15 protein-coding genes are annotated in these 22,085 nt (G+C 43.9%); 6 read left to right on the top strand and 9 right to left on the bottom strand.

The genetic code is table 11. The features are described from left to right. The first annotated feature begins 384 nt into the window (after positions 1–384). Positions 385–1,644 carry a GAF domain-containing sensor histidine kinase gene (locus tag BWI96_RS00385; protein WP_106634740.1) on the top strand — a complete coding sequence of 420 codons (1,260 nt, stop codon included), beginning with the start codon at positions 385–387 and terminating at the stop codon, positions 1,642–1,644. Here the strand turns inward: BWI96_RS00385 and BWI96_RS00390 are convergent. Continuing rightward, entirely contained in the window at positions 1,641–2,549 is a 909-nt protein-coding gene (locus BWI96_RS00390; RefSeq protein WP_106634741.1) for a cation diffusion facilitator family transporter, read from the bottom strand. The two genes, BWI96_RS00385 and BWI96_RS00390, sit on opposite strands and share 4 nt — an antisense overlap. A gap of 154 nt (positions 2,550–2,703) precedes the next feature. On the opposite strand from BWI96_RS00390, the gene BWI96_RS00395 reads away from it, so the two are divergent. The 4 genes from BWI96_RS00395 to BWI96_RS00410 all read left to right on the top strand — a co-directional run bounded on the left by BWI96_RS00395 (position 2,704) and on the right by BWI96_RS00410 (position 8,390). Beyond that, complete coding sequence (locus BWI96_RS00395; RefSeq protein WP_106634742.1) at positions 2,704–2,988, top strand: hypothetical protein; 285 nt, start codon at positions 2,704–2,706, stop codon at positions 2,986–2,988. Positions 2,989–3,247: 259 nt separating this feature from the next. Further along, the gene (gyrA, locus tag BWI96_RS00400) at positions 3,248–5,893 is read left to right on the top strand and encodes a DNA gyrase subunit A (RefSeq protein ID WP_106634743.1); all 2,646 of its coding nucleotides are present in this window, start codon (positions 3,248–3,250) and stop codon (positions 5,891–5,893) included. Between the two features lie 167 nt (positions 5,894–6,060). After that, positions 6,061–7,533 (top strand): lipopolysaccharide assembly protein LapB, encoded by a 1,473-nt coding sequence (locus tag BWI96_RS00405; protein WP_106634744.1) that lies wholly within the window; start codon positions 6,061–6,063, stop codon positions 7,531–7,533. 281 nt (positions 7,534–7,814) lie between these two features. Then, entirely contained in the window at positions 7,815–8,390 is a 576-nt protein-coding gene (locus BWI96_RS00410) for a dihydrofolate reductase family protein (protein ID WP_106634745.1), read from the top strand. A 46-nt stretch (positions 8,391–8,436) separates the two neighbouring features. Here the strand turns inward: BWI96_RS00410 and BWI96_RS00415 are convergent, their stop codons facing one another. The 3 genes from BWI96_RS00415 to BWI96_RS00425 all read right to left on the bottom strand — a co-directional run bounded on the left by BWI96_RS00415 (position 8,437) and on the right by BWI96_RS00425 (position 11,293). Continuing rightward, entirely contained in the window at positions 8,437–8,907 is a 471-nt protein-coding gene (locus tag BWI96_RS00415) for a nucleoside triphosphate pyrophosphohydrolase family protein (RefSeq protein WP_106634746.1), read from the bottom strand. A gap of 826 nt (positions 8,908–9,733) precedes the next feature. Continuing rightward, positions 9,734–10,165 carry a helix-turn-helix transcriptional regulator gene (locus BWI96_RS00420; protein ID WP_106634747.1) on the bottom strand — a complete coding sequence of 144 codons (432 nt, stop codon included), beginning with the start codon at positions 10,163–10,165 and terminating at the stop codon, positions 9,734–9,736. Between the two features lie 309 nt (positions 10,166–10,474). Beyond that, positions 10,475–11,293: a 2,3,4,5-tetrahydropyridine-2,6-dicarboxylate N-succinyltransferase gene (locus tag BWI96_RS00425; protein ID WP_106634748.1), complete on the bottom strand. Its 819-nt coding sequence runs from the start codon at positions 11,291–11,293 to the stop codon at positions 10,475–10,477. Between the two features lie 787 nt (positions 11,294–12,080). Between BWI96_RS00425 and gap the strand changes: the two genes are divergently transcribed. Beyond that, positions 12,081–13,079, top strand: coding sequence for a type I glyceraldehyde-3-phosphate dehydrogenase (gap, locus tag BWI96_RS00430; RefSeq protein WP_106634749.1), 999 nt, complete (start codon positions 12,081–12,083; stop codon positions 13,077–13,079). 59 nt (positions 13,080–13,138) lie between these two features. On the opposite strand, the gene BWI96_RS00435 is transcribed toward gap, so the two are convergent. From BWI96_RS00435 to BWI96_RS00455, 5 genes are all read right to left on the bottom strand, one after another. Then, positions 13,139–14,425 carry a folylpolyglutamate synthase/dihydrofolate synthase family protein gene (locus BWI96_RS00435; RefSeq protein WP_106635031.1) on the bottom strand — a complete coding sequence of 429 codons (1,287 nt, stop codon included), beginning with the start codon at positions 14,423–14,425 and terminating at the stop codon, positions 13,139–13,141. Positions 14,426–14,484: 59 nt separating this feature from the next. Beyond that, positions 14,485–15,429 carry a hypothetical protein gene (locus tag BWI96_RS00440; protein ID WP_106634750.1) on the bottom strand — a complete coding sequence of 315 codons (945 nt, stop codon included), beginning with the start codon at positions 15,427–15,429 and terminating at the stop codon, positions 14,485–14,487. Between the two features lie 127 nt (positions 15,430–15,556). Continuing rightward, complete coding sequence (locus tag BWI96_RS00445; protein WP_106634751.1) at positions 15,557–16,651, bottom strand: SPOR domain-containing protein; 1,095 nt, start codon at positions 16,649–16,651, stop codon at positions 15,557–15,559. Between the two features lie 595 nt (positions 16,652–17,246). Continuing rightward, a complete protein-coding gene (locus BWI96_RS00450) occupies positions 17,247–18,944 on the bottom strand; it encodes a hypothetical protein (protein ID WP_106634752.1) in 1,698 nt (565 codons plus the stop codon). A 27-nt stretch (positions 18,945–18,971) separates the two neighbouring features. Next, a complete protein-coding gene (locus BWI96_RS00455; RefSeq protein ID WP_198555101.1) occupies positions 18,972–21,986 on the bottom strand; it encodes a tetratricopeptide repeat protein in 3,015 nt (1,004 codons plus the stop codon). Between the last annotated feature and the right edge of the window lie 99 nt (positions 21,987–22,085).

Here is a 22,085-nt window from a genome sequence, read left to right on the forward strand (position 1 = left end):
TTAACAGGAGGTTTTGGTAAATGAACTCCCCAAAACAACCATGTGAGTTAAACCCTATAAAAATAAATTAGGTTTGAAGAAAAGAGCTGGATCGTATTTTTCAAATGCTCCAGCGTTCATGCGATAACCAGAACTTTTCAGGCTCAAGTGTGGAGGTAGCTCAGTATAGAAAAGTAGCAGAGTTATTGAGCGGTTTAAACCAAACCGGGAACTATAGATTTAGTTTACTTGCATGAGTAATTACTTAAATGTTTAAATAGGGGTGGCTTTTCATTAAATACCTATTTACGTAAATAAGTAATGGAGTATAACGATTGCAGTTATTCAGTAAATGAGTATTTAATTAAATAAGTATTTACGCTCGTTGAAATACGTTATAAAGCTATGATTTTGAGTGAACAATCGCGTTTGAAGGATTTAAATGAGTATCAGATTTTAGACACTCCACCCGAGATTGCTTATGATGCCATTACCCGACTGGCTTCTGCTATTTGCGATACGCCTATCAGTTTAGTGACCTTAATTGATCAAAATCGGCAATGGTTAAAGTCTAAAATAGGCGTTGATATCGACGAAATTCCCAGAGAAATAGCATTCTGTAATTATACCATACAGGAACCTTCGCACCCGTTGATTGTGGAAGATTCGGTATTGGATGTCCGCTTTTCAAATAGCCCTTTTGTTACGGGAGACCCTCACGTGCGGTTCTACGCCGGCGTGCCGCTGGTTTCCCCCAGAGGTCAGGCCATCGGAACCTTATGTGTGTTCGATCAGAGACCCAAACAATTGAGCCAGTTTCAAGTGGAAGCTCTACAGGATCTGGCGGCTCAGGTGGTATGGCTGTTCGAACTTCGACGATCCAGTCTGGAAAATATCAAAGCCAGAAATGAGTTGGCCGAACTTAATAAAAGCCTGCAACTGGCCAAAAGCCAGGCGGAGTTGGCCAGGGAAGACAAAGCCCGTTTTTTATCGACCATGAGTCACGAAATCCGAAACTCTTTGAATCCCATCATTGGTGCCTGTGATCTGTTATTGATGGAAGATTTGAATGAAGAATCGAAAGAACTGGTCGATATTCTACAGTTTTCATCTCAGACGCTTCATACGCTACTCGACGATATTTTGGCTTATAGTAAACTGGAAGCCGGAAAAGTCGTGCTGGAAAAAATTCCTTTCGATTTAAAGAAAGTGGTGCATCGGGTGATTGATGCCTATCAGCCTTCAGCCCGGGGTAAAGCCATTGAGTTGAATCTGAAGGTGGACGGCAGTATTCCTCAAACCATCTACGGAGATCCGGGACGACTGGTGCAGGTACTGAACAACCTAATTTCAAATGCCATAAAATTCACGGAGAAAGGTCAGGTATCCTTACGTGTTTTTGCTACGCAGATTACGGAAAAATGGGTAACGACTCAGTTTGAAGTAGCAGATACCGGCATTGGTATGCCCCCCGAGTTTCTGGACCATCTTTTCGAAGAATTTACCCAGGCCACCCCTGAAACCAGCCGACTGTACCAGGGTTCGGGCCTGGGCTTATCCATTGTACGCTTGATTCTGTTGCAATACAAAAGCCAAATACAGGTGGAAAGCAGTCCGGGCAAGGGCACTTGCTTCAGATTTGCCATCGACTTTTTGCTGTATTAATGATGGTGTGTATCCAGGCAGGGGTCGTCTGGCGTTTCCGTTTCCAGGGTGGCATGCTGTATGGAGAGGTGTTCGAGGGTATGGCGGATCTCGTGCTTTAGCTTAAAGATTTCGGCAGAACTCAAATGCGAAGGAATAACCAAATGGGCGGTTAATGCGTTTTCTGTGGTACTCATCGCCCAAATGTGAATGTGATGCACGTCAAGGACGGAAGGGTATTGAAGAATCTGCTCTTTGATGGATTGCGTAGATAAAGTGGCCGGAACGCCGTCGAGCGACAGAATTAGACTATCCCGAAGCAAAGACCAGGTACTCCAGACCACCACCAGGGCGACGATGATCCCGAGAACAGGATCAAGCCAGTACCAGCCCGTTAGCGGCATAGCGATGCCTGCTGCCACTACCGCTGCGGATACCAAGGCATCGGCCAGCAGGTGGAGATAAGCCCCTTTGACATTAAGATCGTGCTCTTTCTGTCGAAAGAATAATAACGCTGTAAATGCGTTAATTCCAATACCGATACCAGCGACCAAGGCTATGGTATTTCCTGCCACAACGTGAGCGGACCATAATCGGTTGAAGGCCTCATACCCAATGCCACCCATGACTACGAGTAATAACACAGCATTGGCCAGAGAAACCAGAACGGTGCTTTTCTGATAGCCATAGGTAAAACGTTCGGTCGGTTTGGATTTGGCGAGACGAAACGCAAGCATGGCCAGCAATAAGCTGGCTACATCACTTAGGTTATGTCCGGCGTCGGTGAGTAAGGCCAGCGAATCGGTATAAAAACCAGCGGCGGCTTCAACGATAACAAAGGTGGTATTGAGAATGATGCCAATGACAAAAGCACGATTTACTTCGGCAGGAGCATGGGAATGATCGTGAGCGTGGGAGTGAGCCATAGGAATAAACGTTTTCAATGGGCGTATAAGCTGGGCTCAAAAGTAGCCTGGCAAGTCATGCAACAGGGAATCAATAACCAATTCATTGATAAATAATCGTTCATGCACTGATAAAGTCCGAATGATCGTTTCCATAAAACAGTCTGTTTACTTTATGAAATCAATACTTACGCTGGCTTTTAGCCTGATTCTTACCGTACTGATGAGTTCTTGCTGGGCTCCGAAGTGTCCCATGAAAAGCTGTCACGTCAAAATGGAACATCGTCACGAAGGAAGAATTTATCGGGGAAGCTCTATCTTTTCCAGTCCTACGCATGGGTTTGCCTGGAAAATGAAAAATCGTAGGGGAGAGGCCGAAGAAAAATCGCTCTACCGGGATAACGAAGATCCGAAGACCAGGAAAAAATTCAAAAAGCTATTACCCTGGGAAAAAGTATAAAGCCGTACGGGTAAGGTCTAAAGCCCCGTTAAAGCACTCCTATTCACGTCAAAAGCCGAATGAATTTCTGGCTGACTGAGTATGAGTGCTTTTCTGTTCCGTTCGTAGGGAGTAACCGCAAAATCCAATAATCCGTTGGCAAAGTTAGGTGTCCTTTTCTTGGGAAAATCTTTGAAAAAACGGTAAAAAATCAGTATTTTTGGTACTTCTAATAATAATGATTCCCTCGTAAATCGGGAAATTCTGCAATTGATTTAAAATGGCTGAAACTACAGAAGACCATCTGCCCGAAGACAATAGTAACTCTGGAAATATCATTCCCATTAACATTGAGGACGAAATGCGTGGAGCCTACATCGACTATTCGATGTCGGTTATCGTATCGCGTGCCTTGCCTGATGTGCGTGACGGTCTGAAGCCCGTTCACCGTCGGGTTTTGTTTGGAATGGACGAGTTGGGCGTTAACTACAACCGCGGATATAAGAAGTCAGCCCGTATCGTTGGAGAAGTGTTAGGTAAGTATCACCCCCACGGTGATTCTTCCGTTTATGATACCATGGTACGTATGGCCCAGGACTGGTCCCTGCGTTACCCCTTAGTGGACGGTCAGGGTAACTTTGGTTCGATTGACGGCGATTCTCCCGCAGCCATGCGTTACACGGAGGCTCGTCTGAAGCGTATTGCTGAAGAATTACTGGCCGATTTAGGTAAAGAAACCGTTGACTTTCAGAACAACTTCGATGATTCGCTGAAGGAGCCAACGGTTATGCCCGCAAAATTACCCAACTTGTTGCTGAACGGTTCGGCGGGTATTGCGGTGGGTATGGCCACCAACATGGCTCCTCATAACCTGACGGAGGTAGTGGATGGTATTGCCGCGTATCTGGATAATGCGGACATTACGATTCCTGAGTTAATGCAGCATATCAAAGGTCCTGATTTCCCCACGGGCGGGACGATCTACGGTTTGACGGGTATCAAGAATGCCTTTGAAACGGGTCGTGGTCGCGTAGTGGTACGGGCGAATGCTACATTCGAGCAGACTAAAACGGGTAAGGACCAGATCGTTATTACCGACATGCCTTATCAGGTGAATAAGGCGACACTTCAGGAAAAAATTGCTGAACTGGTTGAAGACAAGAAACTCGAAGGCATCTCCGCTATTCGGGATGAAAGCTCCAACCGGGAAGGTATTCGTTTGGTTATCGAACTCAAACGCGATGCCGTTCCTAATGTGGTCCTGAATAACCTGTATAAACATACGCCCCTTCAAACGGCATTCAGCGTAAACAACGTGGCCCTGGTTAAAGGTCGCCCGATGACGCTGAATCTGAAGGACATGATTCGCTATTACGTTGAGCACCGTCTGGATGTAATTGTGCGTCGGACGCGGTATGACTTACGCGAAGCCCGCAAACGGGCTCACATTCTGGAAGGCTTGCTGGTCGCTCTGGATCACCTCGATGCCGTGATAGCTCTGATTCGTGGCTCACGAGACCCGGAAGTGGCGAAGGCTGGTTTGATGAATGGTTCGTTCATGACGCCAGATCAACGCAAGAAGTTTCTGGAAAACCCGAATCGTTCGTTACAGATCGTCGATACCTTCAAAAACGAAGAAGGTTCCGAACTGATTCTGAGTGAAGCTCAGGCGAAAGCGATTCTGGAAATGCGTCTGCAACGTCTGACGGGTCTGGAGCGGGATAAAATCATGGAAGAATACAATGAGTTAATGAAACTCATTGCTGATCTGGAAGATATCCTGGCTCGTACCGAACGTCAGTATCAAATCATTAAGGATGATTTAGCGGAATTAAAAGCCCGTTACGGTGACGATCGGCGGACGCAGATTTCTCACGCGGACGACGAGTTATCAATTGAAGATATGATTGCCGATGAAGAAATGCTGATTACCGTTTCTTCACAAGGATACATCAAACGGACGCCATTGGCTGAATACCGCACCCAAAGCCGCGGCGGCGTAGGAGCGAGAGGAGTGAAAACGAAAGATGACGATTTCACCGAACACCTCTTTACGGCCACTATGCACAATTACCTGTTGTTCTTTACGGATACGGGTAAATGCTTCTGGTTACGGGTATTCAACGTTCCTGAAGGAAATAAGACGGCAAAAGGTCGTCCGATTCAAAACTTGCTGAACATCGAATCCGGTGATCACATTCGTGCCGTGATTAACGTGAAGACGCTGACGGACCCTGATTACGTAAACAATAACTTCATTGTGATGTGTACGGAACAGGGAACGGTGAAGAAAACTTCGCTGGAAGCTTACTCGCGTCCGCGTCAGAATGGGATCATTGCCGTAAATATCAATGAAGGTGATCGCCTGCTGGACGTAGCTCTGACGAATGGTAACAACGAAATTATCATTGCCGTAGATGCAGGTCGTGCGGTTCGTTTTAACGAAGGTAAAGTTCGTCCGATGGGCCGGACTGCCACGGGTGTCAAGGGTGTCGAATTGGCAGATGATGAAAAAGTGATTGGAATGGTTTGTGTGGTGGATCCCGCGACGGCTCAGTTACTCGTTGTATCGGAACAGGGCTACGGAAAACGTTCCGACATTGAAGATTATCGCCTGACGAACCGGGGTGCCAAAGGCGTTACTACGCTGAAAGTAACCGATAAAACCGGTAAGCTGGTGGCTATTAAACAAGTGACTGATAATGACGATTTAATGATCATTAACCGCTCAGGAATTGCGATTCGTTTTGCCGTAGCCGATCTACGGGTAATGGGACGAAATACGCAGGGTGTTCGACTGATCAGTTTACGTAATGGGGATGAGATTTCATCCATTACCAAGATTGAGAATGAAGAGCTGCTGGAGGTGACAGGGCAGGAGGGGGAACAGCCTACTACGCCGCCTGAAGCACCTGCTGAGGCATGATTTTTTAAGCCTTGAAGATTTTTAAAGTCTTCAAGGTCTTTCTTTTTGTTTACGATTAAAAGACTACAGAAATAAAGTCTTGTCAAACAAATCAATTAAAAGTACGTTTTCCGTATATCAGGAAAAGTACTTACTTCGCATAGTAACTAAACCAAAATAGTAGTACAATGAATAAACTCATTCTTCCGGCCTTATTAGGCCTGTTATCAGCATCCGCTTATGGCCAGAACAGTGCTTTGGCAGCGTTAGAAAGCGGAAAGCTCGACAAGGCAAAGGAGGAGATCGATAAAGCAGTTCAGGATGCCAAGTCAGGAGCAAAACCAAAGACGTGGTTAGTGAAAGGCCAGGTTTATGAAGCTCTCTCAACAGATCAGAAATTAGCGGGTCTTGATTCCATGTCTTCGCTGGCTGCTTACGATGCTTACAAAAAAGCAGTGGAGCTGGACACGAAAGATGGAAAACAGGGTAGTACTGCGAAAGATGCCCAGAAAGCAATCACGCAGGCACCGGATTCGAAGGATAAAGTTCGTCTTTACTATGGCTTGATTGGACAGGGAAATGCAAAATATCAGAACAAGAATTTTCCTGACGCTCTGAAACTTCTCAAGACAGCGATGGTCGTAGATCCTAAGGATACCACGGCTGCCATGTTTACGGGTATTGTGGCTCAACAAACGGGCGATAATGCCACGGCTAAGGAAGGCTTTGGCAAGTACCTGGAATTGGGTGGTAAAGATCCCGTTATTTTTTACACTTTGTCTAACATCTATCGTACTGAAAAGAACGATGATGAGGCGGTCAAAGTCTTAGATAAAGGGATTGCGGTTAACCCCGACAGCAAGGATCTTAAAAACGAAAAGATCAACATTTATCTGCAATCAGGTAATACGCACAAAGCGATCGATGATTTGAAGGCGTTAGTTGAGAAAGATCCCAACAACACGCAGAACATCGTTAACCTGGCCATTCTGTATGACAATGCCGCACAGAATACGCAGGAAGAACTGAAAAAGTATGCATCAGAAGCCAGAAAAGGCGGAGACGCTGACAAAGCAGTAAAAACGGCTGAAGCGGATGTGAAACTGTATCAGGATGAGGTAACTCGTTTGACGGCTGCTCTGAAGAAAAAACCAACGGACAAAGAATTAAAGCGTCAGTTGGGTGAAGTAAAATCAAAATTCGAATCAGCGAAGACTGCTTTAGCTTCAGCGACTCAGGCAAAGGCTGCTTCTGATCAGCAGAATTCTGGTAAAGCAGCCGAAGCTCAGGCGAAAGTTGCTGAACTGACGAAAAAACTGGAAGAGGAAAAAAGTGCGGCTAAGGCTGGCTACGAGAAAGTTCTTCAGATCGAGCCTAATAACTACGATGCCAACTATAACATGGGCGTTTATTATTTCAACGAAGGTGTTATGGTGAAAAGCAAAGTAGACGCGATGGACATGAACACCTATAACAAAGAAGGTAAAGCGGTTGAACAGGAAACGGTAGCTAAATTCAAGCAGTCATTACCATACTTTGAAAAAGCATGGTCATTGAAGCAGGAAGAAGCTCTGAAAAATAACTTGTCTCAAACGTATACCATTCTTAAGACGTTAGAGAAAACAGACGCTTACGATTCAAAACTTGCAGCGTTACAGTAGCAAATTTGAGTTGGTGTAGTATAAAAAAGTCTCTGCGAGAATCTCGCAGAGACTTTTTTTGTGGAGTTTAGCTACAGCCATAGAATTCTCAAAAACTTCATGTAGGGTGGATATTGGATTTAATTACTTAACATAATATAAATTATATAACATATATAAATAGCTGATTTACAGGAGTAACGGTACGAATTTACGGAGCTATGAAATGTATTTCATCCCTATACTGATTATAGATGGATCAATAATTTAGCAGATTACAATGAATCAACCATCAAATCAAAATGAGAAAATTAATTCTACAGGAATGGATTTCACTGGACGGTTTTGCGGCTGATGAAAACGGTCAGACGGATTTCTTTAATAAGCCTGAGTATAACGAAGAATCCGAGGATGATGTGCTGGATTTCATGGGCACCATCGATGCCATCCTGTTGGGCTCCCGAACGTATCGCATGTTCGTGGAGTATTGGCCAACGGTAACCACTGAGGTTGAAACCATAGCTGACAAATTAAATGAAACGCCGAAGATTGTATTCTCACGCATGGTGGATCATGTTCCCTGGGGAAAATGGAACGATGCCAGGATTGTCAACAGAAATGCCGTTGAAGAAGTCACACGGCTTAAAAATAAGTCTGGACTGGACATGGTGCTTTGGGGAAGCCTTTCACTAGCACAATCGCTGTTACGAGCAGAATTGATCGATGAAATTCAGTTGCGGGTATGTCCCGTTATTCTGGGTAAAGGCAAACGGCTCTTTTCCGAAGAAATGAAGCATCTGGAATTAGAGCTACTGGAAACGCAATCTTTTAAGTCTGGGTTGGTCTTTTTAAAATACCAGCCTATTTATACAAGTTAATTTTTGGAGAGCAGGCTTCGTGAAGAGCTCCGAAGCCTGCTCTGGACTAGGATTGTAAAATAGATGCCAAATCCGCCGGTGAATAGTTGACCGACTTGAGCGTTTTATGGTCAGATTTGCGATATACGAGCCATTTACCGTTGTCTTCATGATAGGACGCTTCCGTGCCATCTTTCGCCAGATAGAAGGCAACCGTGGCCTGTGCTTCGGCCTCAGTAGAGCAGGCTTTGCTCATATTAGAACGATGCACCTCGTTGAATAGGTCAACAAACTTCTCTCCCAGACCAAATTCAAGCACCGCTCCAGACAGAACATATTGAAGGTCACAGAGAGCGTCCGCTACGCCAATCAAATCATTTGCTTCCACCGCTTCCTGAAATTCCTTCAGTTCTTCCGCCAGTAAAGCATACCGTAATTTCGATCTGTTCTCACTGGGTATTTGTGGATCAGATAAGACAGGAGCATGAAAAGTATGATGAAATTCAGCTACTTGTTGAAGAGAATTAAGTTGATCCATAGTGTATAATAACGTACTTTATGTTTAATAGAAAGAAAAAACACGTAGAAGAATCCCAGGTCAGGATACAAAATCTAAGCAAATATAAGCCTCACTCCCGCCCTTTTAAAGGTTAATTCTACCACAGGGTTTTGTTTCACGCCCGACTGGTAGCTAACTCTTTCACAATGAACAAATTAATATCCACGTGAAACATTAACTTTTAGAATATTAATAAATAGTTGAAAAATAGGTCCTTATAGGTCTCCTTCTCAATAATTAGTTGGTAGTGAAGCCTCAACGATTGCCAGCGTTATACCAGGGATTGTTATTCGGATTAGTAGAATGCTGAGACTGAAATGGTTTATGAAGGAACGCCGCAGTTGGCCTTTTCGTTTTTGAAATCCTTGCTGTCTTGGTTAATCGCAAGTCTTTTCTCTAAGCCTTTGTCTTCCTTTGAATGGATGTGACCTGGAGGAATCCGATAGTAATTAAAGATGTAGCCGTCTTGCCCTATATTTGAAACGTAAGCGATGCAATGGTCTTTCGCAAGAATTGCCTATATGCTTTTTCGTTGCCCTATGAATCTTGTGAATCGGTCATCGGCAAAGTGATTGGGAAATACTTAATGGTATGAAAATAGTAACTGTAAAGAGACGGTTAGTAGGAAGGATCGAATCAGGGTATCTAAATCTCGCCACCGAGTCCGATCAAACTATTCTCAAAATGATCGTTGAAGCGTAGCCTCATGACCCAACCTAGTATGCACTCAAGTACGTTATTGAATGATTATTCATTCGTATATGGGGGAATATAAATGTGTGGAAAGAATCATTATGCTTACTTATTAAAAAACCTCCTGCCAGGTTTGATCGGAATAGAAGACAATCATTTTAACGACGTGTTTATTCTCAAAAGAGGCTTTTTCATGAGCCTGAGAATACGCCAGATCGGGTCTTTGTCCTACTCCATTTTTTCTAGCGAAATCTGAGGACTTAACCTGCGGCTGCATTTCGTTAACAATAGGCTGACTATAAGCGGATTTAGGGTGCGAAAAGCCATTTGATTTAATGACCGTCGGATTTTCATCACAAAGCCATTCATAGGTGATTTCAGGGAATTGCTTCACGATTTTGCGAGCAATATCCATGCTGAGCCGATTTCGGCCTGAAAGTATATGAGAAATGCTGGATCTTGGAATGCCAATAGAGTCTGCAAATTGTGCAGCAGTTAAGTCGTTGGATTCTAGCAGGTAAATTACTTTTTCTTTATCAGTCATAGTGGCTATATCGTATTGTAAACACTAGCATGTTACAAATGTATTTTACTTTTGTGAATTAACCAATGACGGATAGAAACATTTATAAATTCATTAATGTAAATAGTCAAATACTTTTGTAAATTTAGTATTGTGAACAGGTATATCCCGTATAATCTGTTGAACATCAGTATTATTTACGAATGTAAATTACAATTGTGCTTCAAAAGTTTATGAAAGTTAACAGATCAAATATTCATTAGAAGGGTATAAAAAAGGATAGGAGATTGTTCCCCTACCCTTTTTACTGAGTTAATGTTATAGAAATCACTATACAGCTACGTTGTTTTCACGCAGAGCCTGATTCAATGAAGTCTTCAGATCCGTACTCTCTTTACGCTTGCCAATAATTAAAGCACAAGGAACCTGATAGTCGCCAGCAGGGAAATGTTTGGTATAGCTGCCTGGGATAACTACGCAGTTTTCAGGCACAAATCCGGTGTATTCAACAGGTGTCTCCCCAGTAACATCAATCACTTTTGAACTGCCCGTAATCACGACTCCAGCACCCAAAACGGCTTTTTTACCGATTCTAGCCCCTTCTACGACAATACAACGAGAGCCAATAAAAGCACCGTCTTCTATAATAACGGGTGCTGCCTGAGGTGGTTCAAGAACACCCCCAATTCCGACGCCACCACTTAAGTGAACGTCTTTACCAATTTGAGCACAACTTCCGACGGTTGCCCAGGTGTCAACCATAGTACCGCTATCAATATAGGCTCCGATGTTCACGTAAGATGGCATTAAAATAACGCCTTTAGAAAGGTAAGCTCCATAGCGAGCCACGGCTGGAGGAACGATCCGAACACCTAACTGTTCGTAACCCGTCTTCAATTTCATTTTATCATGGTACTCGAAGATGCCTACTTCCTGTACTTGCATGCTCTGTAAAGGGAAATAAAGAACGATTGCTTTTTTTACCCATTCATTAACTTTCCATTCTCCATTAGCAAGAGGTTCTGCTACACGAAGCGTGCCTTTGTCTACGGCTTCTACTACAGAACGAATAGCCTCTTTAGCAGAGTCCGTATTTAGCAGTTGACGATCGTCCCAGATCTTTTCAATCGTTGATTGTAATTCAGTCATATATTAAAATGGTTTCTGCAAATGTAAATAGAAACTCTCTTTAATAGATACGACAGTTTGTCACTTTAAAAAGTACAATATATAAAATTACATCTCCTCAAATATTATTAAGATTATAGAGGTTATTTGATTGATTTACAGGTATGTACTAGTATTATAGTTAAATCTTATACGTTCCATATAATACAATTCAGAATATTATATGGATGTCAATAGATGATAATAAAATATGATTACAGGTCTATTATTGTGTATCCTATTGGAGTATTTACTGATTTACAGATAACTGTAAAAAATGTAATGCCAGCAATCCCTATTATACTATGGTGTTGGTGATTAGCAAAGGATTTGATAGATAAATGAAGGATATAGTGCTTTGATTAGTCTTAGGGATATACGATATGATGTGTTTTTCTATTTTGGTTATTCCACATTATTTTTCTACTTATTTCTAGACTTATCTCTCATATATTTATCATATATGCTATTTCCTGACTGATCTCTATTGCAGGATAATGACTATGAATACTGTTTTGGCTTACATATCAGGGACTACCCTATTCTTTTAGACGATTAGATAAATGCAATATATCATTAGCAATAGCATAGATAATTAATAATATATTTAGCAATTTTTAAATACTAAAATAATTTACTAAAATACTAATCATCTATTATTGCTAATTTTAGTAGCTAGTTAATTGCTAAATTATTACTCTTTATAGGTGATAGGGAATTCGTATTATATTAATTAATATTGCATCGAAAACCATTAATCTATTTTCACATGGCAAAAGTTCGTGTCGCAATCAACGGGTTCGGTCGCATTGGACGGCTCTCCTTCCGTCGTCTATTAGAGAAAGAAAACGTTGAGATTGTTGCTATCAATGATTTAACAGATAATGCAACCTTAGCTCACCTCCTTAAATACGATTCAATTCACGGTAAATTTGCTGGTACAGTAGAGTCTGATTCAGAAAGCATCACTGTAAATGGCAGCAAAATCCACGCTTATGCTGAGCGTGATCCTAAGTTACTTCCCTGGGGTGATTTAAATATTGACGTAGTTATTGAGTCTACTGGCCGTTTTGTTGATGAAGCTGGTGCTGGACAACACTTAACTGCCGGAGCTAAGAAGGTAATCATCTCCGCTCCTGCCAAGGGTAATGTTAAAACAGTAGTATTAGGTGTTAACGATGACATCTTAACTGCTGATGACAAAATCATCTCTAATGCCTCTTGTACGACCAACTGCTTGGCTCCTATGGCTAAAGTAATTGAAGATACATTCGGTATTGAGAAAGGATACATGACTACTGTTCACGCATATACTGCTGATCAGAATCTGCAAGATGCTCCTCACAGCGATTTACGTCGTGCTCGTGCGGCGGCTCTGTCGATCATTCCTAGTACTACGGGTGCTGCAAAGGCCATCGGTCTGGTATTACCTAGCCTGAAAGGTAAATTAGATGGTTCTGCTTTACGCGTTCCTACACCTACAGGTTCTGTAACGGATCTTACTTTGGTATTGAAGAAAGAAGCCACTGCTGAAGAAATCAACGCTGCAATCAAAGCTGCTGCTGATGGACCGATGAAAGGTTACTTATTCTATGCTACTGATCCTATCGTTTCTGCCGATATCGTAGGCGATACTCACTCTTGTATCTTCGACTCAGAATTAACTTCTAGCCAAGGTAACTTAGTGAAAATCGTAGGTTGGTATGATAACGAAGCCGGCTACTCAAGCCGCGTTGCTGACCTGGTAGCTAAAGTAGCTAATCTGTAATTCCAGATTACCCTAGCACTAAAAAGCTCCTGAATGGATATTCAGGAGCTTTTTACTTTTTATAGCTGGTCTACCTCCGCCACGACAAACGTACTGCCTCCTATTACCACCAAATCGTCTTCATTTGCCTGGGATAATACCTCATTCAATGCTTCATTGACATTTACAAACCACGTTCCCTCTAATCCGTAAGCCTGAGCCAGTTCTGTTAATTTTTCTGCAGCCAACGCTCGTGGCGTAGAAGATTGGCAGAATACATACTTTGCTTCTTTAGGATAGTGGGGAAGAATTTTCGACAAATCTTTATCCGCTACAAACCCCAGGATAAACCATAACTGATGGTAGGTGTAGGATGCAACCGTTTTTAAAACTTCTTTAATGCCGGCTTCATTATGCCCTGTGTCCCCATACACCCGGGGTTTTTCCTGAATTAACTGCCATCGTCCTTTCAGTCCGGTCAGCCCTATCACATTTTGTAATGCTTCTTTTACTACCTGCTCTGGCAAATCGTATCCCTGCTCACGTAATACTTCAACAGCCTGGAGCACACCCAGAACGTTTTTAGATTGATACGAGCCCGTTAAATCTAATTCCAGATCAATCAACCCATCTCCACCCTGAATACTTAGCTGCCTTTTTCCTTTGACTAGCTGTTCGGAAACAACCTGCAATTCATCAGAAGCAAACAGAATAGGACTTGTGGTTGATGCTGCTTTAGTAATAAACACTTCATCAATTTCTACCTGACGCTCGCTGATGACCACCGGAACCTGAGGCTTGATAATACCTGCTTTTTCAGCCGCAATTTTGGGCAGAGTATCGCCTAATACATCAGCGTGATCCCAGCCAATATTCGTAATCAGGGACAGTTCGGGCAGGATTACATTCGTTGAATCCAATCGTCCCCCCATTCCCACTTCAATGACGGCAATATCTACCTGCTCTTCCGCAAATACGTGAAACGCCAAAGCAACGGTGAGCTCAAAGAAGGAAGGGTTTACCGATTGAATAAACATTCGGTTATGTTCAATGAAATCGATAACCTTCTGTTCCTGAATAGGTTGTCCATTGATTTTGATACGTTCACGGTAATCTTTTAGATGCGGGGAAGTGTAGAGACCCGTTTTGTACCCTGCCTGCTGAAAAATAGCCGCGAGCATGTGCGAAGAGCTTCCCTTCCCATTCGTTCCAGCGACATGAATGCTTTTGAATTGTCGATGAGGATTTCCCAAATGCTCCAGCAATGCATCCGTATTAGCGAAACCCGGTTTATAGGCTTTCTTGCCGGAGAGGTGAAACACGGGTAACTGTTGATAAAGGTATTCGATGGTTTCCTGATAAGTCATGGTCATAAAAAAATGCGTACTTCAAAAGTACGCATTCGTATGTATTGTAAGTACGTTTTCTATTGAGAGCGGACTACGAAAGTGATCGTACCGGAGGATTGAGCCGCCCGGCTTCCAGCGGAATTGGTAGGAACGAATTCGAGTCGTTCAATCTCCCGCTCGCATTTACGAACATCAGCCGGACTTAGTGTGCTTTCCACCACAGATTTCGAAATCAGGTTACCGTTCTCGTCAATCTTGATCCGGAATACCACCTTTCCATCCGAATTCAATCCCTGCGGACTGGGTTTGCGACTCCAGGTCCAGCCCGTCATACTTAACGAAGAACCGTTACCCGTACCTCCACCGCCGCCTGAGCCTTTTCCATACAAGCCCCGACCATCCACTTTTCCATCTGGAGCACCGTAATCTCCTACCCCTTTATTTCCGGCAGGACCGTTGTTGTTACCTCCGGGATTATCACTGGTGCCGTTGGTTCCATTGGATTTCGCTTTCCCATACAAACCTTTTGTATCCACTTTGGGCTGCTCAACGGGCTTTGAAACCGTCTTCGCTGGCGTAGCTGGAGCTGGCGTTTTCGTCTCTACGGGTTTTACTTCTTTCGGCTCCGGCCTCGGGGGCACTTTAACCGGACTTTCTACTTTGGATGTTTTCAAAGGAGCCTCCACTGCCTTGGGAGTAGTTACCTTTTTTACCGGAACTACCTCTTTCACCTCAGGTTTGCGTACCCTTTCTTCCTTTACCTCTTCCTTGGCAGGCTTGGATTCTTCCCGATTCGTCAGTTTACTGGGCTTGTTACGAGTCTGAATGTCTCCACTACCCAGGGCCCCAGAACCGATATTGGCCAGTTCAATGCCCACCATAGGTTCTGGCGGTGGTGTCAATTTCCACATACCGACCAGCCATAACAGCAAAAACAAAAGAACATAAATGCCGGTCGTGACCATCAAAGCCACCGATCGGTTTCTGCGTTCTTCCTGTTCTAGTTGCACACTGCTATTCATATACGTTACTTATGATTCAAACGATTGATTGTAAAACGACCAAATGGGTAAATTGTTACGTAAAGTGTGGTAACAAAAAACCAAACCCGGCTGAGGTTTGGTTTCAAACATACGAATAAATAATTCCTTAATCAGCGATGGATTTCAGAATCCAGAGATTATTATTAAAATCAGGTCCCAGTTTCTGAGCCATGGCCTGAGCGGCACTGGCCGTGTTGAGACGGTCACTAACCGTTACTTTAACCAAACCTTTCCGGGGACGTAATAATTCTACTTTATATCCTTTTGAAAGCAATTGCTTTTTCATGACCTGAGCACTCTTGACGCTTCCGAAACTACCAGCTACTACATAATAGCCACTCGGAACGGCTTCTCCTTCAATGGTTTTTACCCGGGATGGAGTCACTAAAAACTTAACCTTATTCTTTACTACTTTCTCTTCCGCTGCCTCAACTTCTACTTTAGGAGTTTCGCGTACATCAACTACTTCAACTTTAGGAGCAGGTTTGGGAGTAATAGCTACTTTCGCATGAATTGGGTCGTTTACTACGCTTACGGGCTGAGAAACCTTCTTTGAATTCAACCAGGAGAAATCCAGAGCAGTCATGGGGTTCATGCTACTCAGGTTTGTTTTCTGTCCGGTATACCAGGCTCCCACTACCGTTACCACCACGAGCACCGCAGCGGCCACCCAACGGCCCAGCCGTTTGGAAGAATGAACTACGGTTAAATTCGACTCCATCGGTTCTTCCGCCAGTGTTTCTACAACCGAAGCAGTTTCTGTGGCTTGGTTCACCGCATAATGACGGTGGTAGGCAGGAACGAAGGAGGCTAAACCATACCCTTCTCCATAATAGTTAACCTTTTCCTGAGGTGCAAACACCAGTTTACCTTCTCCGTTTTGAGTGAAGGTTCCCAGATGCTCAAATCGATACTGTTGCTGACTACGAATGTCCAGTTTAACCTGCTCAACAAATTGCTTCAGACGGTTTCTGGTCTCTTCCCGGGAAATATTCTCCGATTTCGACACATGATTGGACAACAAGCCATCATCAAACTGTAACATCTCATTAAATACCAGCCGGGTACGAGGAGGCAGAACAGATCCATCGGATAAAAAAGTTGCTGAATCAAAATTGCCGATAAATCCCCCAAATTCGGGAATTACCACACAATCCTGTTCAAAAAGCAAGTTTCTTACGTGTTCGGGAATGGTAGCCATGAGATCCAGTGAGGTTGAAACCGTTATTACCTGAGCATGAAAGATCTGAGGAAGTTCAGATCATTTTAAAGTTTAAAGGTAGAATAACAACTACGAAAAGTCAAATGAGTTTTCGGTTTTTAGCAGATTGCCCTCACCTGCATGCAGTTTTTATTCAGTCAGGGCTCATTAACTCTTGTTATTTACAGGACATTGGAGACTGGGCTAAACAGGACATTCTTCATAAAAAATTTCTCTCTTTTCGCTGGAGTATCCCTCTCTGTCATCCAGAGCAAAGCGAAGGACCTTATCACTTTTGCGAGCCTACTAGATCATGAGAGAACAGATTGACCTCCACCTCAACGCCGCGAGAAGAATTCATTTATACTTTGATCATTCGTCATCAAAGATCCAACGATTGTACATTATTAGTTTGCCTGTAGAAATAAGTCGTTATCCTAAGTAAGGTTCTTCGCTTCGCTCTGAATGACAGATTACGGTAAGACAGTAAGCAATGAACAAAGAGAGAGAAATTCCCGATTATCTTCCTAACATTCTCTATACATAAAAAAAGCCCGCTGAGACAGCGGGCCTAATTTAAAGCAACAGCAATGATTTAGAATTGGTAGGATACGCCTGCCAGGAAGTTAACACCCTGTTGTTTGTAATACTGAAAGCGTTCAAAGTTCTTTCCTACAATGTTATTGACACTCACAAAAGCAGAAATGCGGTCGGTAATCAGGTAGGTGGTTCGCAGGTTCAGGTCAATGATGGGAGCCAGCGTTCTTACGACTCCTGAATTCAGATTTCGGCCTTTCAAACCGGTAATAACGTAGAAATCCGTTCCGACGATTAATTTCTTGCTGAAGGTTACTGTGTTACTCCAGGTAGCCGTGAATGTCGGACGATGGTAGGCAAAATCAATCTGCTTGAGGTCATACCCATACACATCAAATTTCAGGAACGAACGCCAGATGTCTTCATGCTGGTAGTTTAGTTGGCCCGACACGTTAATGACATTCGAGAAACCATTATCCTGCGGCTGATCGTACAACACGGAGAAACGAGTGGAGTCACTACCGGAATTATTAAACAGATACAGATTGCGGTACCGGCCAAAAGATACTTTAGCTTCATAACTAAAGCCTCCCTGAATCAGCCCTTTCGTTCCAATGTAGAAATCGTGCACTTTTTCCGTATTCAACAAGCGTACGTTTGGAGCCAGGTAAGGATTCTCATCAGTCAGGCTGGCCAGCGTATTCCGGTGAATGTCTCCCTGATACCCCGCAAACACGTGAATATCCTCTACAGGCATCAAATCCAGTTCGACTACCGGATAAGCATGTGTGGGTTTCGCCAGGGCGTTGAGATTGTCCGTTTCATTGACAACGTTAATACCCGCCAGCACGCTAAACCGATCGGTCCGATACTGGAAGGTCGGCTTGATGCGGAACAGGTTCCGGCTGTTAGTTAGCGAATCATTCCGCTGGGTTAGGTAAGCATCTCCGGCCAGGTGAGCAAAAAAGTTTTTCGTAATCGGAAAAGTCGCTTTCAGGTTCGTACCCCAGTCGTATTCATTCGCCTGCGTAAACGTACTTAAGGAACGCAGTTTCGTTTTAATGGAGTAATCAATGACCGCATCTTTCTTCGTATTTTCAATGCCAATGCCGACGTTAAAGTTATTGAGTACCTGCTTGATATCTTCTCGTTTGGGCGTTTCAATAGCCCGGCTGTATCCGTAGAAGTAATACTGATTACGGTCATACCCGAGACTACCCGTCAGCTTCATGCTACCTCCACTGTAACGTCCATCTACCTGAATCAACTGGTGACTGGTACCGGAGTTACGACCATCCACCGGACCCGTAGCCGTGGAATTGTGTAATCCCTTTATGCTCAGTCCGTAAGGCAGGTCATTGCGGGAATTGACATTAGCCTCTAGTAAGAAGCGACCATAGTTACCGGCTCCAACCTTGACTTCGGAATTAAACAGCGAACCATCATTCTGCGATTTGGGCATTTCGGTTACTGCTGGATTAAACTGAGGCGGAGCAATGAGTAGCTTCTGATCGGTGAACTGATACTTGAGTGGCTGCCGATCAGGCCGAGCCGATTGACTGGCCGGTATTTTCTCGAAATTGCGGTTTTGGGTAGTCAGGTTGATTTTACGTTCACGAACGATATCAATTTCCCCGGTCTGGATTTCTCCTTCACCTGGATTTCGGTTTTGGGCAAAGCTGGTGACACTACTTCCCAATAAACCCACAAAACCCAGGGATTGAAGGAAGGTTCGAATGGTGCGATTATGACTCATGTTTGGACAGATCTTCAGTTGAATGGATTACTTATTTCCCAGAGCAGCTAATTTTTTACGAGCTTCTTCTACTACTTCTTTATTCTCAGCTCCCTCGATAATGGTATTGAGCAGAGCCTTCGCCTGAAATGCTTCATTCAGACACACATAGACATCGGACAGTAGCAGGAAGCCCCGGTCAATCCACAACTGATCGGTATATTGCTCCTTGAGTTCATTGATAATCTTATCGCGTGATTCTTTGCATTTCTTCTCTTTATACAGGATCTGAGCGACGTTATAAATCGCCTCCGCTCCGTAGGAATCCTTGGCGAGTTTAGCAGTCTTCTCAAATTCTTCGATGGCTTTCTTGGAATCGCCTTTCGCCAGAGCAATTTTTCCGGCGAACAGCTGGGCCCGGTTTTGGGCTCCTAATACTGCATTACCACCATTGATGACTTCTTTTGCATACACCAGCGAAGAATCCAGTTTATTGCCCTTGAAGTACGTTTCCATCAACCCCAGCTGACCCGCTACCTGATCTTTCTTGTTACTGGACGTGCGAAGTAAAGTCTGGTAGTTGTTAGCGGCGGCCCGGTAGTTTTCGTTTTGGTACTCTAGTTCCGCAGCCCGCTGAGCTGCCCGATTGACAAACTGGGTTTTGTTTTCGCGAATTACCTGATAGTAATACCGTAACGCATTCGTGCGGTCTTCCGTCCGGAAATAGGAATCAGCCAGGTAATACACGCCTTCGGGGGTAGAAGCACTCTTCGGATATTGTTGAATGTAACTCTGGAATGCTTCAATCGCCTGAGCGTATTTCTCACCGAAGTATAAGTTCTTGGCGGCTTCGTATTTCACTTTCTCCAGCGATTCGCCATTCGGGTTACTTTGCTCGTATCCCTTAATAATAGTAGAGAATTCTTCGGGACGACCTGCGGAATTCAGGGCATCCTGTACACCAATCAGGGCTGATTCTGCACTTTTGGACGCTGCGTATTTACTCAGGATTACCTGATAATCGGCAATGGCCTCGTCGTAACGCTTCATGTTACTGTAGGCAATGGCTCGTTGCAGATAAGCTGCGTGCAGGATAGGACTTTGAGGCTGTTGTTTAATCAGTTTTGTAAACTGGGCTACGGCTCCCTGGTAATTCTGCTGATTCAGTTCCACCATACCTAACTGAAAAATGGCATCATCTACATAGGGCGAATTAGGATACTGATTCAGTAACTGATTCAGCGTAGTCCGGGCTTCGGCGTATTTATCGGTATAGAGCAGGGAAATTCCTTTATTATAAAGGGCATTATCCTTATCTGATTTCCCCGTAACCGCAACCTGATCGTAAATCTTGGTAGCCTCATCATAACGTTTCGCCACTAGGTACGTATCAGCCAATCGGATCATGGCATCCTCGTAGTTACTGCGATCCGCCGAAGGTAGTCCACGCACCGCATCAGTATAAGCCTTGAATTGCGTGGATGCTTTATCGTATTCCCGGGTGTTGTAATAGGCATAACCTAAGCCGTAACGACTCCGAATTTTATAATCCGGCACTATTCGGGACTGCTCACTGCTGGCAATAAGCTGGGTATACTGAGGAATGACTTCGGCGTATTTCTGCTGGGCTGAAGTTGCTTCTGCTTTCCAGAAACGAGCCGCTACCGCCAGATCGCGGTTATCATTGTATTTTAGGGATTTGTCAAAAGCTACGATGGCCCGGTCAAACTGCTCGGCATTATAGGCGTTTATGCCAATGTTATAGGCTGCCTGCTGGTATTGATTCCGTTGTTTCGGGCTCAGGTTGCGTTCTTTATCGAGATAATCCAGAATCAGAGCGTAGTTATTGGAAAGTAATAAGCCTTCACCCCGTAATTCTTTGCTTTCATTCAGGTACGCACTGTTGGGATACGTCTGGATGAACTGATCGAATTCCTTTACGGATTCATTCCCATTTCCCAAATCCAGTTGAACTTTTGCGTGATTGAACGCGGCGTCTTCCTGAACCGATTTATTAAAGTTCAGGCGACGGGCCTGATCCAACGCAGCCAAGGAATACTGTAGATTATCCGTATTCAGATAACTAATCCCCATGTAATAAGAGGAATACTGTCCGAGGGTATCTCTATTGGCCGCCAGCGGCTTGAAGGTGTTAATGGCTCCGTTAAAATCGTTCTGGCGATACAGGGAATACCCATACCGATAGGCCGCCGGTGCGGGTAACTTCCCACCCCGGAAATTAGTATGCATCTTATAGTATTCGGAGGCTTTGGCGTAATTGCCTTTCTGGAAGTACACATCAGCCGTTAGCAACGATAGGTCGTCCAATTTCTTACCCGATTTATTTCCCTTCCGTAAAATGGGCTCTGCGTAAGAAATCAGGGAATCGTATTGTCGCTGGCGATAATAGGAATGAGCAATCCAGCCGGGGGCTTCATTCCCAAATTCCTTGGAGTTTTCAATCCGACGAAAGTCGAGGACGGCACCGGCATAATCTTCATTCTTGAAGCGAATCACTCCGGCATAATAGCTAGCTGCGGTAGCAAACTCCGTACTGCTTTGCTTCACGACATCCAGCGAAGTCAGGGCTGCCGGATAATTCTGAGTGTAATACTGAGCCATCCCCAGCTTGAAGGTCGCTTCCATCCCACTGGCTTTTTCCAGGTAAGGAATGGCCCGGGCGTAATCACCATTGTTATAATAATAGTTACCCAGATCCGCATACAACTGCTTGGCTGCCGGGTGATCGCCGTGGTTTTTCACAAACCGCTCCGAAAGAATTTCGGCTTCAGGCTGATTCAGATACAAAGCCGACATAGCGATGTAATACTCCGCATTGACGGCATTCAAATCATTACTGGCCAGTAAGCCCTTATTCGTATCCAGAAATCGCTGGAATTCCTGACGGGCAGATGCGTAATTTTTCTTTTCAATAAACTCAATTCCTGAACGATAATACGTATCCGGTGAGATATAATTTAATGTATTCTGAGCTAACAAAGCTTGCCCGGAATACATCGAAAGTAAGCACGACCCCAAGAGGGACAAGCGGCGTGTACGCATAGAGAGAGGCTGATTTAGGATCATTCAGAACTTAATACTTATAAAAATCTATGAAAAAAGAGGCCAATGGCATAGAACAACCACTGCAATAACCACAAA

The organism is Siphonobacter sp. SORGH_AS_0500 (genome assembly GCF_002838835.1).
Taxonomy (GTDB): Bacteria; Bacteroidota; Bacteroidia; order Cytophagales; family Spirosomataceae; genus Siphonobacter.